At 34.6% G+C, this 18,693-nt stretch carries 16 protein-coding genes; 9 read left to right on the plus strand and 7 right to left on the minus strand.

What is annotated here, in order from left to right; translation table 11 throughout:
- Positions 1-10: 10 nt before the first annotated feature.
- The 3 genes from JR053_RS00190 (at position 11) to trpS (ending at position 2,634) form a co-directional block, all read left to right on the plus strand.
- On the plus strand, positions 11-997 hold the full coding sequence (locus JR053_RS00190) for a polyprenyl synthetase family protein (RefSeq protein WP_010402250.1): 987 nt from the start codon (positions 11-13) through the stop codon (positions 995-997).
- 62 nt (positions 998-1,059) lie between these two features.
- Positions 1,060-1,620: a nucleotide exchange factor GrpE gene (locus JR053_RS00195; protein ID WP_010402249.1), complete on the plus strand. Its 561-nt coding sequence runs from the start codon at positions 1,060-1,062 to the stop codon at positions 1,618-1,620.
- Between the two features lie 15 nt (positions 1,621-1,635).
- The gene (gene trpS / locus JR053_RS00200) at positions 1,636-2,634 is read left to right on the plus strand and encodes a tryptophan--tRNA ligase (RefSeq protein WP_010402247.1); all 999 of its coding nucleotides are present in this window, start codon (positions 1,636-1,638) and stop codon (positions 2,632-2,634) included.
- Between the two features lie 7 nt (positions 2,635-2,641).
- Here the strand turns inward: trpS and JR053_RS00205 are convergent, their stop codons facing one another.
- Complete coding sequence (locus JR053_RS00205; protein ID WP_374699460.1) at positions 2,642-4,009, minus strand: hypothetical protein; 1,368 nt, start codon at positions 4,007-4,009, stop codon at positions 2,642-2,644.
- Positions 4,010-4,401: 392 nt separating this feature from the next.
- Between JR053_RS00205 and JR053_RS00210 the strand changes: the two genes are divergently transcribed.
- Both JR053_RS00210 and JR053_RS00215 read left to right on the plus strand, forming a co-directional pair.
- Entirely contained in the window at positions 4,402-7,077 is a 2,676-nt protein-coding gene (locus tag JR053_RS00210) for a 2-oxoglutarate dehydrogenase E1 component (RefSeq protein ID WP_010402242.1), read from the plus strand.
- A 194-nt stretch (positions 7,078-7,271) separates the two neighbouring features.
- Positions 7,272-8,045 (plus strand): hypothetical protein, encoded by a 774-nt coding sequence (locus JR053_RS00215; RefSeq protein ID WP_416603181.1) that lies wholly within the window; start codon positions 7,272-7,274, stop codon positions 8,043-8,045.
- Between the two features lie 74 nt (positions 8,046-8,119).
- On the opposite strand, the gene JR053_RS00220 is transcribed toward JR053_RS00215, so the two are convergent.
- The 3 genes from JR053_RS00220 to JR053_RS00230 form a co-directional block, all read right to left on the minus strand.
- Positions 8,120-8,713 (minus strand): TIGR02217 family protein, encoded by a 594-nt coding sequence (locus tag JR053_RS00220; RefSeq protein WP_010405410.1) that lies wholly within the window; start codon positions 8,711-8,713, stop codon positions 8,120-8,122.
- Positions 8,714-8,766: 53 nt separating this feature from the next.
- Positions 8,767-10,287: an OTU domain-containing protein gene (locus tag JR053_RS00225; RefSeq protein ID WP_416603184.1), complete on the minus strand. Its 1,521-nt coding sequence runs from the start codon at positions 10,285-10,287 to the stop codon at positions 8,767-8,769.
- Between the two features lie 191 nt (positions 10,288-10,478).
- Positions 10,479-11,219 carry a DsbA family protein gene (locus JR053_RS00230; protein WP_139686366.1) on the minus strand — a complete coding sequence of 247 codons (741 nt, stop codon included), beginning with the start codon at positions 11,217-11,219 and terminating at the stop codon, positions 10,479-10,481.
- Positions 11,220-11,558: 339 nt separating this feature from the next.
- Between JR053_RS00230 and JR053_RS00235 the strand changes: the two genes are divergently transcribed.
- The 4 genes from JR053_RS00235 (at position 11,559) to JR053_RS00250 (ending at position 16,172) form a co-directional block, all read left to right on the plus strand.
- Positions 11,559-13,442: a DUF3857 domain-containing protein gene (locus tag JR053_RS00235; RefSeq protein ID WP_416603187.1), complete on the plus strand. Its 1,884-nt coding sequence runs from the start codon at positions 11,559-11,561 to the stop codon at positions 13,440-13,442.
- Between the two features lie 47 nt (positions 13,443-13,489).
- The gene (locus JR053_RS00240; protein WP_010402211.1) at positions 13,490-14,977 is read left to right on the plus strand and encodes a UbiD family decarboxylase; all 1,488 of its coding nucleotides are present in this window, start codon (positions 13,490-13,492) and stop codon (positions 14,975-14,977) included.
- A gap of 40 nt (positions 14,978-15,017) precedes the next feature.
- Positions 15,018-15,545 (plus strand): phospholipase D family nuclease, encoded by a 528-nt coding sequence (locus tag JR053_RS00245; protein ID WP_007301949.1) that lies wholly within the window; start codon positions 15,018-15,020, stop codon positions 15,543-15,545.
- 84 nt (positions 15,546-15,629) lie between these two features.
- The gene (locus JR053_RS00250; RefSeq protein WP_010402210.1) at positions 15,630-16,172 is read left to right on the plus strand and encodes a hypothetical protein; all 543 of its coding nucleotides are present in this window, start codon (positions 15,630-15,632) and stop codon (positions 16,170-16,172) included.
- Positions 16,173-16,386: 214 nt separating this feature from the next.
- On the opposite strand, the gene lgt is transcribed toward JR053_RS00250, so the two are convergent.
- The 3 genes from lgt to JR053_RS00265 form a co-directional block, all read right to left on the minus strand.
- Positions 16,387-17,178 (minus strand): prolipoprotein diacylglyceryl transferase, encoded by a 792-nt coding sequence (lgt, locus tag JR053_RS00255; RefSeq protein WP_010402205.1) that lies wholly within the window; start codon positions 17,176-17,178, stop codon positions 16,387-16,389.
- Between the two features lie 6 nt (positions 17,179-17,184).
- Positions 17,185-17,634: an SsrA-binding protein SmpB gene (smpB, locus tag JR053_RS00260; RefSeq protein WP_007301946.1), complete on the minus strand. Its 450-nt coding sequence runs from the start codon at positions 17,632-17,634 to the stop codon at positions 17,185-17,187.
- Between the two features lie 88 nt (positions 17,635-17,722).
- Positions 17,723-18,634, minus strand: a complete 912-nt coding sequence (locus JR053_RS00265) for an ankyrin repeat domain-containing protein (RefSeq protein ID WP_007301945.1) — start codon at positions 18,632-18,634, stop codon at positions 17,723-17,725.
- Positions 18,635-18,693: the final 59 nt, after the last annotated feature.

An 18,693-nucleotide genomic window follows, 5' to 3' on the forward strand; every position in this document is an offset into this window, starting at 1 on the left:
GTCCTCTTAAATGCTAAACACTGATTTAACAAAAAGTAGTAAATTAGATGATATTGTATCTTCTGATTTATTGGCTATGAATGACTTTATCTTCAAAAATGTCAATGATGAAGGTACTAAGCTTGCTACCGATATTACATCTCATCTTATTAATTCAGGAGGAAAAAAGATAAGGCCTAAGCTCATTTTTATTATTTGTAAAATGCTGAATTACTCTGGAGAGAGTAGGATCAACATTGCTGCATCGGTAGAATTTATACACAACGCTACTTTACTTCATGATGATGTGCTTGATGAAAGTAAGGCACGCCATGGAGTTGCAACAGCAAATAAAATTTGGGGGAATAAATCAAGCATTTTAGTTGGTGATCTATTATTGACCTTAGCATTTAGATGGCTTATAGACTGTGGGAATTTAAGTGTTCTCTCTATTTTATCTAAGGCATCTAATTTGCTTGTCAAGGGTGAGATAAAGCAGATGACAACGCGTTTTGACCCTAACACAATTAGAAAAAATTATTTTAATATCATTGGAGAAAAGACAGCATCTTTATTTTCTGCATGCTGCGAGGCTGCATCAGTAGTATCTGGAGCCACAAGTGACGAAACAGAGAGGCTAAGGAATTTCGGGTTTAATTTTGGTATGGCATTCCAAATAATTGATGACGTGCTAGATTATACTGCTAATCAAGGCACTTTAGGAAAGCAACTTGGAAAAGATTTCTTTGAAGGTAAAGTTACTTTACCTTCTATTATAGCATATGAAAAAGGCAGCCCATCAGAACAAAAATTCTGGGAGAAATCTTTCTCTTCAGCTAGACACAATTTTGACCAAGCATTACAATATATTAATCATCATAATGCCATTCATGTTTCTATGGAAGAAGCTAAACACTATATTAATATGGCGCAAAGTAATATTGATACTTTTTCTGATTCTCTTTATAAAACTGCTTTGATTGACTTTTTAAATGCAAGCATAGAAAGACAAGGATAGCTAACGCTTGATATTTTTAGATTGATTGTTATATATTTATTAAGTTTGTAAGGGTGAATGATATGTCAGATAGTAATAAAGAGAAAAAAAAGAAATTTGCAGATATGGTCAGTAAACGAAAAGGGGATGATCAAGAAGATCAGCAAACAGGTGATTTAAGTGAAGAGCTTAATATATTAAAAGAACGTGCAGTTCAGCTTGAAGATCATTTACGTCGCGCTGTTGCGGATAATGAAAACGTTAAACGTATAATGCAAAAGCAAATTAGCGATGCAAGTGATTATGCAGTCACAAAATTTGCACGTGATATGATCGACTCTTGTGACAATTTAAAAAAAGCAATGGAAAACTTGAAAGATGATGATCCTATTCATGAAGGAATAAAAGTGGCGCACCAAAAGATTGTGAGTGATCTAAAAAAACATGGAATAGAAGAAATAGATCCAATAGGTAACTCTTTTGACAGCAATTTACATCAAGCTGTTGTGGAAAGAGAAGATAATGAAAAAGAGCCTGGCACTATTGTAGAAGTACTACAAACTGGTTATACAATTAAAAATAGGTTGCTTCGTCCTGCAATGGTTATTCTTTCTAAAAAATCTGCTGATTGCGAAAGTAACTAATAAAACACTCAAGGTATGGAAGAAGTTGTCTTCTCAGGTATTCAGCCAAGTGGAGTATTACACTTGGGCAATTATCTTGGTGCAATTAAGCAGTGGATAGGCTTGCAGGATAAATATAAATCTCTTTTTTGTGTTGTTGATCTGCATGCAATCACAGCAAATAAGCTTCCCGCAAATGAATTAAAAAATAATATTTTTAAAGCAGCAGCAACTTATATTGCATGTGGAATAGATCCGGAAAAGTCGATTATTTTCAATCAATCCGCAGTTAGTGGTCATGCAGAATTGGGCTGGCTTCTAGGGTGCTATACACCAATTGGTTGGCTTAATCGTATGACTCAATTTAAAGATAAGGCTGGAAGCGATAAACAAAAAGCTTCTCTTGGGTTATATAGCTACCCAGTACTTATGGCTGCGGATATATTGCTGTATCAAACTAAATATGTTCCTGTTGGCGATGATCAAAAACAGCATTTAGAACTTGCACGTGATATTGCATCAGCTTTTAACAATCATTATAAATGTAGTCATTTCATCATACCTGAAATCTTAACTTTGGATTGCACATCAAGAATAATGAGCTTAAGAGATGGTACAAGCAAAATGAGTAAATCTGACCCTTCAGAATATTCGTGCATTAACCTTGACGACACAGATGATTTAATCGTTAAAAAAATAGGGAAAGCAAAAACAGACTCAATGCTAGGTTTTGATTTTGCTACTTTAAAGTGCCGTCCAGAAGTAAACAATTTGGTAAACATTTATTCAGTGCTTAGTGATTTAAATGTGGAAAAAGTGTGTGAAGAAGTGAATAAACATGATATGAAACACTTTAAAAAAGAGTTGGCTGATTTAATCATCAGTGTTGTATCACCTATACGTGAGAGGATGAACGATCTTTTAAAGGACCAGCTCCATTTACATAAAATATTGAAAAAAGGTACAGAAAAAGCAGCAGAGATTGCAAATAACAATATAAAAAAGATCAAGGATATTATAGGGTTTGTTCAATAGGTTATAGCTATTTCTTCCCATGGCTTTCAAATCGTGCAGCTATTTTCTTTACACTAACATGAGTGAGAAGAGGTTTTTTACTAACCGGAAGTTTAGAATCGGACTTTGCTGTTATGGGGTTCATTTTAGATCTTTTATTTCCTACCGGAAATGAGTGAGATTGGGAGGCAGTTTTTTGCGATGGTGCAGGATCTTTCTTCATACCGATATCTGCTTGTGTTGCAGGGGTGGCTTTGCTCTTAGCAACTTGATTTTGCTCAAATTTTCCTACTATTGACTTTACTCTACCGTCCTTCTTGCTATTTACTTTTTCTTTTATAATAACCGCTTTTACTTCTGATGCTGCTTTATCAGCAGATTTTTTCAGGATTGGTTTACTTTCAGCTGATTTTTGCGAAGTCACTTCTACTATTATTGGTTTCGTGCTCACTTGTTGATCAACAATATCTAGCCTTTTAGGATTTGACAGTATTTCAGATTTATCTTCTTTAGTTTCTTGCCTAATTTCTTGATTGGTAGCGTTTAGCGCTGGTGGCTCTGGAGCCTGTCTCTTTTTATATCCTCTTCTTGTTCCTGAATTTTTCTTAGGTTTCGTTTTGTGAGTTGGCTCCTTTTTAGCTAACTTTGAGTCTTCCGAATCTTTTGTTGAAGATTTACTACTTTTCTCTTGATAATTTGATATTTCCTCATGTCCAGACTCTTCACTTAATGAACTTTCATAGCCTGAATCTTCAGGAGATACATTCTCTATTTCTGGTTTAAAGTGTACCTTTTTTGAGGCAGTAGGAGGTGGCGGAGGTGCTGTTGTTGGCCGTTTTATTCTCTTCATAACTAATTTTCCTACCGGCTGTTTTCCTTCTTGCAGCTTAGGAGTATCTTCCTTCTGCTTTGATGTCGTTTTATTTTCCGTGCTTACTTCGTATGATTTATGTTCTTTATTGCCTTTTCCACTCTGTTTCGAATCTAAAATTTCTTTAAGTCCTTTCTTGAATAGATTAATTGTACTTAAAATATTTGTGTATTCGGCTGCTTTTTCTATAGTGAAACCTGATAATTCATCACCAACAAAATTTTTTATGTCATTATCATTAGTTGGAATATCTTTTCCCAAGACTCTATCTAATATCCCTTTTAATGTTCCAATAAAACCGAGTGGCTTTGTGCTCAAAGGTTCTACATAATTATTCAAGTCGCTATATATAACAAATTTGGCTACATCTTTTGCGTTGTTTGTAAAATTCTTCAGAGCTTGAGATAAATCTTTCAGTGTTTCATCATATTGTTCATTAATTTTTTTTGTATCCTTCAGCTTTATGACTCTTATCAAAGAATTGAGATTTTTATCATAATTGTCACTTTTAAATAGATCACTCATACCAATTACTGTTTATCGTTTACTTAAATATAAATTCAAAGTATTAAGACCGAGTAAATGTTATATGACTTATCCTCTGACTCATAAACGCTTGCGTTCCTTAATGTGCAAAAAATTTCAATAATCTTCAATCAGCAATAGTATAGAAATCCAAAAAACAAGTAGCTAACACTGGAATCTAGGAATTATGATTGGGCACAAGTTGATGAGTATAGTTGTTTTATGTTGAAATACAGCATTTATGGAAAGATTAGATGTCAGTCTAGAATGACACCCTTTCTGGAAAACTCGGATTACAGTGTTTGTATAACTTAATAATTAGAAACTAAAGGAGTTCTTTTTTAAAAAACTTAAGTTATACTTATAAGTATTTGATATCTTTTGTAGTGATTATGCTAAGTCTAAGCTGCCTTTATGGTGATAATGCAGAATTTGTAGAAGAAATGTATAGCCGTTATCTGCAGGGCGATAAATCAATCGGGGAGGATTGGAATAGGATTTTTTCAAGCAATTTAGAAATGAATAAAACGGAAGCCTGCAATGCACAGCACGCAGTCAAGTCGGATGATTCAATTTCTAGCTTAGCAAATTTCTTCAGATCTTACGGTCATTTTTTTGCGGACTTAAATCCATTATCACCGCATGTAAATAAAGAAATAGATTATCAGAAATATTTGAATATCTCTCCAGCGCATGATGCTAAAATATATAGAGATATTTACTGCAAGAACATCGGGTTTGAATTTATGCATATTTCCTCTTATGAGGAAAGAGTGTGGCTGCAGGAGAAAATTGAAAATCAGGTCTATACGCTAAGCCCTCAGGATAAAAAAGAAATACTAAGGCACTTGATTGAATCTGAGATGTTCGAGCAATTTCTCCATATGAAATTTCCTGGATATAAGCGTTTTTCTATCGAAGGTGGGGAGTCAGCCATTGTTGCAATTGAAAGAGTTATTAGTGATTCTGCAGCTTTTGGTATTGAAGAAATAGTTCTTGGTATGGCCCACCGAGGACGGCTTAATGTTCTAACCAAAGTTATGGGGAAAGAATATGCGGCAATGCTGTCTGAATTTCAAGGCAATCTTGCATACCCAAGTGGTCTTGAGGTATCTGGTGATGTCAAATATCACCTTGGTTACTCTTCTGATCGAGCACTTGCTGGTGGTAAAAAAATACACTTAAGTTTATGTCCTAACCCATCTCACCTTGAGGCGGTAAATCCAGTTCTAGCTGGAAGAGTAAGAGCGAAGCAAAATATAAGATCTGTGCTTGGAGTGTCAATTCATGGTGATGCAGCTTTCATCGGGCAGGGAGTGGTTGCCGAAACCCTGACTTTGAGCAACATTGAAGGTTATACAGTAGGTGGTATCGTCCATATTGTCATTAATAACCAAGTTGGTTTTACTGCAAATCCTAGTTGTGCACGCTCTTCTTTTTATTGTACTGATGTAGCAAAATCAATAGAAGCTCCAATATTTCATGTTAATGGAGATAATCCAGAAGCCGTGAGTTTTGCCGCGAATTTGGGAATGGAGTATGTGCAGAAATTTAAAAAGGATGTGGTGATTGACATAATATGCTACCGCAAATATGGCCATAATGAAGGCGATGAACCAAATTTTACTCAGCCACTTATGTATAAAGCAATATCAAAGCATAAAACTCCAGGCACGCTGTACGAAGAGAAGCTAACTGCAGAGAAAGTGCTAGGTAGCGATGAAGTAAGTAAATTACGCAGCGAATTTAGAACAAGATTGGATAAAAGCCTTACTGAGTCAACGACTTATACTCCGAAGAAAGCTGACTGGTTTGATGGAGTGTGGTTAAAACTCAGGAGAGCAAAGTTGAACGATTTGAGTGAATATTATACGGACTCTGGTGTTTCACCAGATGAGCTAAAAAAATTAGGTGTGCACATAAATAGCAATATTCCAAGTAGTTTTAATCTCAATAATAAAGTCAGAAGAATACTTGATGGCAGAATAGACAGTATAAATTCCGGTAGCAACATAGACTGGGCAACTGCTGAAAGTCTTGCATTCGCGTCATTGCTTAAAGAAGGAATAGGAGTGCGCTTGTCAGGACAAGATTCTGGTCGCGGCACCTTCTCGCACCGTCATTCAAGACTTGTTGATCAAGTAACAGAAGAAACGTTTATTCCACTGAACAATATAAGTAAAGAGCAAGCTCGCTTTGAAGTTATAGATAGCGCACTATCTGAGTATGCTGTGATGGGTTTTGAATATGGATATAGCCTTGACTCTCCATATTCACTTGTGCTCTGGGAAGGGCAGTTCGGTGATTTTGCAAATGGCGCGCAAATTATGATCGACCAATTTATCTCATCTGCAGAAACAAAGTGGTTGCGGTCAAGTGGTCTAGTTCTACTTTTGCCTCATGGTTATGAAGGGCAGGGGCCTGAGCATAGTTCTGCTCGTATAGAGAGGTTTTTGCAGCTCTGTGCAGAGGATAATATGCAGGTGGTTAATTGCTCTACTCCTGCGAATTATTTTCATGCTTTACGCCGACAAATTAATCGAGATTTTCGTAAGCCTTTAGTGGTGTTTACACCTAAATCACTATTGCGTCATAAAAGCGCAGTTTCTAACCTTTCTGACTTTGAAGGAAAATTTCTTACGGTAATTCCAGAGTGTAGAACAGGTTTAGTTGCAAGTGATAAAATACGTAAAGTTGTAATATGTAGTGGTAAAGTTTATTACGACATAATTGAAATGCTTGAAGCACAAAAAATAAACGATATAGCAGTAGTGCGTTTAGAACAATTTTATCCATTCCCGGCCGATAAACTAAACAATGAACTCGAAAAATATAAGAACGCTGAAATTATATGGTGTCAAGAGGAACCAAAAAATATGGGAGGATGGTTCTTTGTCAACCCATTGATAGAAGAGGTATTGTCTGGCCTCAATGCTCAAGTAAAAAGACCTAAGTGCATTGCAAGACCTGCTGCTGCATCTCCTGCATGTGGTTATGCTAATGTCCATGCTCAACAACAAGCAGAAATTTTGAAGCAAGTTGCGCAGGCACAACTGTACAAACACTGAGCGGCTTCAAGCAGACTTATTAATTAGACTCTAGCACTTAGATAACTTACAACAATCAAACCTTTTATATACTCATACAAATATAAAAAGACTTTACTTTTTTAATAAAAGCTTAATCTTTATTAAGATTTTCATTTATTTTTCTTAAAATAGTTAATATAATTAATATTAATCTTAACTATTTTAAGATATATATGAATACAGAAGCATTTGAGAGGTTAATAGGGCAAACTAAGCTACGCAGCAATAGCAAGGCTGAAATCATACAATTAAATAGAAGCGAGAAGGCTTTTATAGATGAGGATAAAAAGTCTATAGAATTAGCTGAGGCTATTTTTGCAGAAAATAATATGTTTCATTTTCGCAAACCAGGTCTTGCTACGGATTACATTTTGCATAAACTAATAAATGATAAAAAGCTTCTCGAGAAAATGAAAGATAGAGGTACAAGTATAATACGTCTCTTTTCTTTGCTATCAATGTATCGTGGTCTTCCCAAGTGCTGTATTGTGAGAAAAGAGGGATGTATTACTGAGTTTAGCATATTGACTTATGTTGAAGACGATTTAGAACCATTACCTTTAGAAGACTTTATACTTATTGAGTCTGCCTCGTATCTAGAGTACATTTTGTTTGACAATGATGATATCATAAATAAATTAGTTAAAGACTTAACTAAAGATAAAACAAAATTAGATATTTTCCTCGATGGGATTTTAGCAATGAAGAATTCGGATTTAGTATTGTCTTGTATTAACAAAATACAAGGTCTGAATGAGGAAGCTAGAAATTATGTTAGTCGCTTACAGAAAAAAAACATGCTAGATAAAATCTTAAATAAAGATGATAAAACACTTGCAAAAATAGCTATAAAGGAGTTGTTAAAACTTTCTATTTTACAGGAAAAAGAAAGCACTACTTTAGAATTTCCTCAAATTTCGAGTGTGGAACATTGTAATGGACGATAGGCTTTAAAATATACTGAGGCTCATTTAAATATGAGCCTCAGTATCGCTTAACTTTTATGGAGCATACTTTAACTTTATTTCACTTCCACCAAGGGAATATTGTTCCAGCTATTGCTGCCATAGTTATCAATAGAAGCGTTTAGGTAATCTGTATCAAATCGTACTGGTACATCAAATTCGAAGCTTGCGGTGATTATTGTACCTTTTGCTGGTGGTTTCATAAATGCTATTTCTCCAGTTGAATAATTCACTGAATATTTTTCTGTCTTTTCACCATCTAGGTAAATTTTTATTGTATCATGCACTGGCTTTTTAATAGTTCGTGTATGCTTGTCTTTTCCACTTATGTAAGTTTTCATCAGTTGAAAGATCGTTTTTTTATCGTCTCCTATGCCAATTTCTTGATTGATAACTGTAAAGTCTGACCAATCCTTAAAACGAAACCCTATTGCTTTACCTTTTCGTGCCTGAAAAAATGTTATGAGTTCTGTTAGCTGCTCGTTTGACCTAACTCCATAAGCTATGTTATACCTGGCACGTGCACGAGACCAATTAATATTGCGCTGCTCACAACCATTATGAGTTGTTACAACGTCAGTCGAAAATTCCGGTCCTCCAGTAGAGCCATAAGATATATTTTCTGGAAATCTAATTTCTGTAAATGACATATGTCCTCCTGTAAAAATAAAGTTGAGTTGATATAGATGAAGTAGGAAAGATCTTAAATTTTTGAAGCTGCTTTATCAATCAGGCTATAAATTTTAAATCCCGTTTCTTCTAGAAAAGTGTGGGCAATATTTTCCTTTGGCTCACTTTTGAGTTCATGAATGTCGTTATGACTTTGCATTAACTGATATACACAAACACACGAAACAACTAAAGCAACTCCAGCAAGAGATGCTAAAGGAATTGGTTGAGTAAAAACAGTAGCTATAGCAGATGCTGTGAATGCTATAGCTGTTATTACAGCAGCTATGCTATAAATAGCTTCTCTTCTGTAACTATTGATTAATTTCTTTTCTATTGCCTCTTGTTGTGTTTCTTGCCCTTGTTGATGAGAAATAGTAATTACTGTATCTGTATGAATTGGCTCACTAGCGCTGGTATCAATTCTCTCTTTTTGTGTTTTTTGTTCTTTATGATCTTGCGCAATTGCTGCTTTGCTAGTTCTGATATTATATTGTTCTTCTTGCTCTGATTGATTAGAGGAAGGAACCCTTTTACCTATTTCAAGAATTTCTTCACTGGAATTTTTTTTCATATCCTTAGAAGTTTCACTCAAGATCTTTGCTGTATTTTCACAAGTTTTATTGTGTGTTTTTTCTAACATTGCTTCATGATTTTGTGAATTCCTTTCATCAATACTTCTATCAGCAGCTCTTTCTTTTAGTGGTTTCTGCTCTGATTGATTAGAAATAGGAGTGCTTTTATTCGAAAAAATCGGCTCACTAGTGCTGCTTTTTTGTCGTACTGGTTGCTCAGAAGCAGAAGCTTCTGTAACCTCACCAAAGATTTCTTCATTAGAAACTGATTGATTTTCTGTTATATCAGAAGGGATTTTGCTAAGAAGTGGCACAAAATGCCTCATGTAATTCACTACTCCTACAGTTTTTTTGCTACTATCTATCTCTAGTTGATTGAGATCTATATCTTGTATAAAAACTGCTGGATCATCATCATGTGCTGTAATTTTAGTTACCGTAACTTTTTGACTACCTTCCTCTATTGAATAAATATAAAGTTCCACTTTGTACTTGTCGCATATCATTCTACCTTCAATGTTTGGACGACCCCATATAGGTGCAGAACCAGTTCCTGTGGCCATATTCTTAATATTTTTTAAGTACTCATGAAAAGTCTTTTTCTCATCTATCATATTTATTTTAGTTTTTGGATCTTGTATAGGACCATATGGACCTTCTAGCGCAACAAAGTAGCCACCAATAGCAGCGTCTTTTATTACTGCTTTATAGGCCCAACTATCTTGTTTACCATGTTGCTCAACATAATCTGCGCAGTCTTTTCTTAATGATTTTGCAGTAAAATAATGATCTGGTTTTATATTTAACTCGTTCAATCCTTGAGCCACAGAGTCAAAAAAGCAATCCCCTGTCTTTATAGCAGCTCCTATTTTTAGCTCTCTAGGATAAGTGCTTTTTAAATTATGCAATAATTTATTCGATTTTTTCTTTCCTTTGATTTGCCGAAAAAGAGCAATTGGTTTTCTGTTGAAATTTTTCATGTTATAACTCCAAAATAATGATTGTATTTTAATATATTAATCAGCCTAGGAAGGCTAATTACTTAAGGTCGTGCTGTGTTGCAAGCAAACATCACCTACTTTTCTTGAACTAATATGTAGCCTATACATATTGTTACTTACTATATCTTAACTATACTTAAACTTTCTTGTGCTGTCAAGCAGGAAATTTATTAATCTTTTAACTCATTCACTTTTTTGCGTAATATATTCAAATCAGTTTTTCCTACAAAAAGACTATCTCCTATTATCAAAAAAGGTGTACCGCCTACTCCCAACTCCCTTACTAAAAGTTTACTATTGTTTATCATGTGCTCAATTTTGTCTGCATTATTTTTCATAGAGTTATTAAAATCTTCCTCGTTAATCCCTATATTTTTTACTATACCTAATATAATTTCGTCTGAAAATTCTCCTCTGTGATTTAGTGCAGCGTAGTGAAAATCTAAGTACTTTTCTTTATCGATAAAATAAGTTGCTAAAGCACCTTTTGCTGCCTTTAAAGAATTGTTGCCAAGTATTGGAGCATCCCTAAAGATATACTTAATTTTGCCATCATTGATCAATTGTTTTACATCGTTCTTTATAGCTTTGCAATATCCACAAGAATAGTCAAAAAAACCTACAGCTATGATATTGCTATTTTCATTTCCTGAGTAAGGATAAGTGGAGTCGAATATTTCATTTTTATGCTGAGAAATTTTATTTTTGGTTGCATTAGCATAACTATTTTTAGCTGACTCTTCCTGGAGAGCTTTTAGAACTCTATCAAAATTTTTACTGATGTAATTATCCAATCTCTCACCTATATAATCATCATTTAAGTTCTGACTGCGGTGTGAAAGCCAATTGTTTATTACTGGTAAACTTGCTACTGCAAGTATAAAAATCAATAAAAATGGTATTTTAGACATACACTTACTTAAAGAATACAAATATTAAAGAAATGCTCAATGTTAAAACATTTTTATCAAGAAATGCAAACTTTATAAAATGAAATTTAAGATGTTTTTGTAAAGTTCATCATAAGATTTGGTGATGAAAAATTTTGCAGAGTAAGGCATTTATAAAGATTTAGATAGTCTTTACCGCTATTTCTAGCAAATTGTAAGCAAAAAAGTTGATTATCTTGTAATCGCTGCATATAATATCGGTAAGCGCGTTGCTAAGTAATATGAACACACTAAGTCTTACATTTCCGATAGTGTTGTTCGGATATAATAGAATGATTTTTCAATAAATGTAAGTAAAAAATGAGGTTTTTAAAAGCTGTCTTTAACTTAGCAATGTTAGCATTTTTTGTAGCTTCGACAGCTGAAGCAAGGTGGAGTAAGTACGAAGATGCTTCTGTCGAGGTTAAGTTTTCTAATGTTAACATTAATGTTAATAGAGATGGTACCTACGAAACGGAAGTAGAGCTTCAAGCAAAAATACTCAAGGAGTCTGGGCGTGATAGATTCTCTCTATACAGTCTTGTTTACAATGATGATAGTGCAGATTTTACTGTTTTAGAGGCTAAAACAACTTACAACGGAGAAGAATATATAGTAACTGAAGACATGATGGAGGATAAACCGCTGGCTAGCCCTAGCAAAGGTTTCGATCAGTTAAGGCAAGTAACCATCTCATTCCCTAAAATAGAAATTGGTACGGAAGTATATTTAAGATATAAGCAAGTTAACAAAAAGGTTCCCGTTGATAATTTTTATGGCTTGAGCTTTTCGTATTATGGGGCTTATTTACAAGCAGAAAATACTAAAATCAATTCTGAATTGCCTCTAGAGATTAAAGTTAATGATCCAAGAAGCGTATTAGAGATTGCTGAGGAAAAAAAGGATGATGTACATTCTATAAGCATTGCTTTAAAGAGAGCAGTTTATGAAAACACAATAAATGAGCCACATAATGGAATATTGAATACAAAACACAACACTTGGGTATCATTGTCGAGCCTATCTAAATGGGATGATTTAGCTGAAAAATTAGCTCCTGGATATCATAGCGTCATTAATCAGCCACTTCCTGCAACTTTTATAGCTATAGCAGAATCTGCTGCCAATAAAAATACTGATGAGGAGAAAATTAATGCAGTCACTTCTTTATTGAATGAAAAAGTTCAATATATGGGAGATTGGCGCACAGTCTCAGGAAAATATTTCCCGAGAGATTTAGAGAAAATTGCTGATTCTCAAATTGGGGATTGCAAAGACTTTTCTGCTAGCACGGCTGCTATTTTACAAGAACTTGGTTACAAAGTTCAACCTATTTTAGTTATGAGAGGAACTACTAGCACTTCTAATCCTGAAGCATTACCTAATATGGGTAATTTTAATCATGTGATGCTCAGAGTAATAAATAGAGATGGAAAAATATATTGGATTGATCCAACTAACACTGTCAGTATGGCACAGGGTATTTTTCCAGACATTGCTGATAGGAACGCTCTAGTACTGGATTCTGAGGAAGCTAGTTACATAAAAATTCCTGCTGTACAAGGTGAAAATTCAAAAGTGATATCCCATAGTGAATTAACTATAGAAGATAACGTTGTAAATGAATATGGCCAGCTTACCGTGCAAGGGGAAGCAGCCTTAGGCTTAACAGGTGTTGGATTATATTATTCAGATGAGCAATTAAGAGATTCTGTTTTTCGTATGATTAGTGGAGTATATCTTGATGAAGAAGAAAAGAAGTTCTTAGAATTGCCTGACCTTACCTTGCGTAATGTAGAGGATCTTACAATTAAATATGAGTTCCAGCAAAAAAATAAGATTTTCAAGACAAATCTAGGACCTGCTTTGAATTTAGGAGATAATTGGCTTAATGATGTTGTCAATACAGCTTCTGACCAAGTGTCAGATCTTTTTATTGGTGTTCCTAAAACTAAGGAAAGCCATATGATAATAAAAGATATCAAAATTAAAAACTGTGAAAATTTGAATTTTGAAATAGATTCTCCTTGGTTATATGTAAATAGGTTCTGTAAATATAAAAATGATGGAACCGAATTTAGCAATTTAATAACCATAAAGAAAAGCTTTATTACCAATGAAGAATTAAAGACTGCTGAATATAAAAACTTAAAAAGCGAATTGGAGAATAATTTTTCTAGAGCCTCTATAATAATAAGTGAATGAGTTGTGCTGGGAAAAGCACTTCTTAAAAGGCTTAAAATTTTTAAAATATGTACAATAACTTACGCGACTTCATCAGAGCATTAGAAGAAAAAAAAGATCTAATTAGAATTAAAAAAGAAGTTTCAACTATTCTTGAAATGACAGAAATTCATCGTAGGGTTTTGTCAAACAAGGGACCAGCTATCATCTTTGAAAATGTTGTCACAGAAAATGGCAAAAATTCAATTCCCGTTTTAGTGAATTTATTTGGTACTATTGAGAGAATTGCATTCGGACTTGGTATAAATTCTGATGAATTAAGGGATCTGGGTAAACTTCTAGCATTTTTGCGATCACCTGAGCCGCCAAAAACCTTCAAAGATGCTGTGAAAATGTTTCCTCTACTAAAAGTTGTATTGTCGATGCGGAGCAAAGTTGTGAGCAAAGCCCCATGTCAAGAGGTGGTGCTAACTGGGGATAAGGTGGATCTTAGTTTGCTACCTATTCAGACATGCTGGCCAAACGAGCCTGCACCGCTTATCACTTGGCCACTTGTGGTAACAAAAGGACCAACAGCAGACAAGCAAGATAATTTCAATCTTGGAATATATCGTATGCAGGTTGTGAATAAAAAAACGACTCTCATGCGCTGGCTTGCACATCGTGGTGGTGCAGGTCACCATAAACGGTGGAAGGAGAGGGGACAAAATATGAAGTTTCCTGCGGCTGCTGTGATTGGTAGCGATCCTGCAACGATTATTGCTGCGGTAACTCCGGTGCCGGAGACTTTATCAGAATACCAATTTGCCGGGCTGCTGCGAAAAAAAACACTTGAGCTTGTAAATTGTAAAACTATTCCTCTTCAGGTTCCAGCTCATGCAGAAATTGTTTTGGAAGGATATGTAAGTTTGGATAATTACCAAGATGAAGGGCCATATGGAGACCATACCGGTTACTATAATGCTGTTGAACAGTTTCCTGAGTTTAACATCACTGCAATTACAATGCGCAAAGATCCAATTTATCTCAGCACTTTTACTGGCAAACCACCTGATGAACCATCAATTCTTGGTGAAGCACTCAACGAAATCTTTGTGCCGATTCTCATCAATCAGTTTCCGGAAATAGTAGATTTTTATCTGCCCCCAGAAGGTTGTTCATATAGAATAGCGGTAGTGTCGATAAAAAAGGCTTATCCAGGGCATGCAAAAAGAATTGTTATGGGCACACTATCTTTTCTCAAACAGTTCTTATACACCAAATTTATTATAGTTGTTGATGATGATATAAATGTACGTGATTGGAAGGAAGTAATGTGGGCAGTTTCAACAAGAATGGACCCTGTACGTGATACAATCATGATAGAGAATGCTCCAATTGATTATTTAGACTTCGCTTCTCCTGAAAGTGGTCTCGGAGGTAAAATAGGGTTTGATGCAACAAACAAACTTCCACCTGAAACCAAACGAGAATGGGGAAGAAAAATTGAAATGAGCGAGGAAATAATAAAGAAAGTTACAGAGAAGTGGAAGGAATATGGGTTGACAGATGATTGAGATATGATGTAGACTACCGCCGTGTATTTAGGTGTGGTTTGTGAGGCTTTTATATCTTTTATTTTTGTCGGCATGTTTTTCTCTGTATTACTATGTGGGTCCTACATTCTCGCCTTGCCCAAAAGCAACAGTTTGCTTCTCACCTGAAGAAGACTGTGCTGTACCGATAATCAGCGAGATAGACCAATCTAAAGAATCTATCTTAGTTCAAGAATATACATTTACTCTTGGAACAGTTGCAAAATCTTTGATTAACGCCAAAGAGCGTGGTGTTGATGTTAAAGTTGTCTTAGATAAATCACAACTCCATTCAAAATATAGTGTCATAAGCGAATTGTTTTCAAATGGAATACCGATTTGGATCGATAATAAGCCAAAAATTGCTCATAATAAGGTAATAATTGTTGATAATCAAAAAGTCATCACAGGATCGTTTAACCTCAGTAAGACAGCTGAAAAGGGAAACGCTGAAAATTTATTAATTATTGAAAATTATCCTGAATTAGTCCAGCAGTATGTGAAGAATTGGGAAATACGAATGTCACAATCCTATCAATATGCTCCCTAGATACTTGATATCAAAAAAAGTCTTTTTATTGATAGATTTAATTTCTTGTGATATAATAAATTAAAAGGTTTTAAGGGGTAGGTAATGGATTACATAAATGATGCTGCTGATAGTTACGCTGCCATTCATGATTTTTTTCAAAATAATGGTGTTGGAGATTACAAAGTTCAATGCAATTATGGTGGTGTACCGTATGCTACTGACGAATATGTACATTCTGGAGACAAATTTTGGAGCAATAATTTTATAGACTCACATTTTGGAAGGGAAATAAAAATGTATCCTCAAAGTGAGCTTTTAGCTAAAGAGTATGCTGGTAATACACTACCGGTTTCAATATCACTAGACAAGGATCTAATAAAAATAAAAGAATGTCAGAAAAAAACTAAATTTGTAGAACTAGAAGGGGAATCAGGTGATATAGTATATGATAAGCAAAAGCATATAAAGTGCTACACGACAAAGTTATCATATGACGATGTTTCTGTTCATAATAAAAACGAAGTTTCAATACTGAATATTAGATATGATATGCCAAATGATCCGAGATACAGTTTAAACATAGCCTTCACAAAGGTTAATGATAATCAACCAGGTTTTTGGCAAAAATTTAAAAATATGTTTTAATAAAGTAGCTTCTCAATCAGGAATATTCTGGTGGAAAATGAATATCTACTTAGTAATGAATTTGGTCAGTAGCTACTAAGTTTTTCTTATAGCTATACAACGAAGGTTTGCTGGTCTTACATTTATTCTCTGCAAGACAAAAAATTCACATAATTGTACATAGTATGGAATAAATAAACTTCCACTATATTTTTCGATTAAACTTACCTTTTCTCTATTGAACAGATTTCGTATTAAATCTTAAGCTCAACGCACCTAAATATATAAGCATTCCCAGCAAAATCATAGGTATAGAAAGAAATTGTCCCATAGTTAAATTGAACCATAAATAGCCAATTTGATAGTCTGGCTCGCGGAAAAATTCAACAACAAAACGTGCTATTCCATACCACATAACTGCAATACCAGTTGTTGCACCGTAATACAGTTTCACTCTAGTCAAGAAAAACAGTGAATTTGCAACTACAAAAAGTAGCGCTCCTTCAAAAAATGCCTCATAAAGTTGGCTTGGATGGCGCAATAAATTATCACCATTTTCTGGAAATACCATACCCCACGGCATATTTGTAACCCTGCCAAATAACTCTCCATTTATAAAATTACCTATGCGGCCTAGAAGTAAACCTATCGGAACTCCACAAGAAATTAGATCCAGTGTGTAAAATATAGGAATGTTATGTCTTCTACAGGAGATTATTACTGCAAGCAAAACTCCTATAGCACCGCCATGAAATGACATACCTCCTTCCCAGGTCTTTAGTATTTCGATAGGATTGCTTATATAGAGAACTGGATCATATATCAATACGTACCCAAGCCTACCTCCAAGGATAATGCCTATAATAACGGCTGTTAATAACGAATCGTAAAAATTCTTAGTAAATATTTTTTGATTGTCTAGCTTATGTAAATACCAATATGCAAAAACTATACCCAAAACATATGCTAAAGAGTACCAATATATAGAAACAGGACCGATGCTAAAAATAACTGGACTTAAAGACATATTTTACTACAAATTATTCTTAGACAATCTACTTTTCTCACGTTCCCACTCTCTCTGCTTTATGGTTGCTCTCTTATCATAGAGTTTTTTTCCTTTCACAATGGCAATTTTAGTTTTTGCCAACCCTTTATCATTAAAATAGATAGAAAGTGGCACAACAGTTATTCCAGAGGTTTTGATTTGACCAATTAGCTTATTTATCTCTTTTTTATGCAAAAGCAATTTTCGTTCTCTTTTTGGCTTGTGATTCTTTTGGTTTGCAGCTTTATACTCTGCGATATGCATATTGTTTAGCCATATTTCACCTTTTTTTTCGGTAACGTAAGCATCAGAAATGTTTGCTTTTCTTTCCCTTAGTGATTTCACTTCACTACTTAAGAGGATCATACCTGCTTCAAATTCTTCTAAGATAAAGTATTCAAACCTTGCTTTTCTATTTTCTGCAATAACTTCCATATCTAAAGATATCTTTAAGCTTCAATATATTACAGAACTTTTGGTTTAATTCATAACAAAACAATTATCTCAGTAAATGCAAGTTTGGTTAAAAAAGCTCCAATCTTCCTGCAAGTGTAATTTGTTCCACTCTTCCTACTGCCATTTCAGCCCTAGGACTAGCATTACCTGACAAAGAACTTATCACATCTTTGCAGCCCCATTCAATAGCAAAGTGTAAAGGAGCATATCTATTATTGTTCTGTTTACTAACATATGCCCCACTTTCAATTAAAATATCTCTTATACTTTCATGATCGCTAGCAAAATGCAAAGGAGTGCGTCCACAACTATCCCACACATTAACACATGCTCCATGTTCAATCAGAGTTCTTACTATGTTTTCATTATCACTTTCAGCAGCAAAATGCAAGGGAGTGCTTCTATAATTATCCCACGCATCGACATATGCTCCGTGTTCAATTAGAGCTATTACTATGTTCTCATAGCCACTCTTAGTAGCAAAATGTAGAGGAGTGTGTCCATCATTGTTCTGCGCGTTAACATCTGCTCCACATGCAATTAGAGCTCTTACTACACTTTCATTCCCACCTTCGGCAGCAAGATGTAAAGGTGTACATACATCATTGTCCCACGCATTAACATTTGCTCCACTTTCAATTAAAATATCTAATATGCCTTTGTGGTTCCATTCAGCAGCAAAATGTAAAGGAGTGCATCCATCGCTGTCCCATGCATCAACATATGCTCCATATTCAATTAGAGCTATTACTATGTTCTCATAGCCACTCTTAGCAGCAAAATGCAACAATGTAGTTTCTACAGGATCTAGATCACTATGTGTAGTGAATATATGATTGATATTAAATCCACTATCTTCCCACCTCCGTAAATCAATTCTTTCTAATTTTATTTTTATTCGTTCAACTATGTTGTTCTTGCTTAAACCTGAAGTATCATTTATTTCTTCAAGCATTTTTAGAAAATCATCAAGCGTCATAATCTCCACTACTTATTAAAATAACTTGGTTATTATGTTCTTTGACACAAAAATCAAGA

The sequence above is a fragment of the Wolbachia endosymbiont of Nasonia vitripennis genome (genome assembly GCF_048054115.1).
Classification (GTDB): domain Bacteria; phylum Pseudomonadota; class Alphaproteobacteria; order Rickettsiales; family Anaplasmataceae; genus Wolbachia.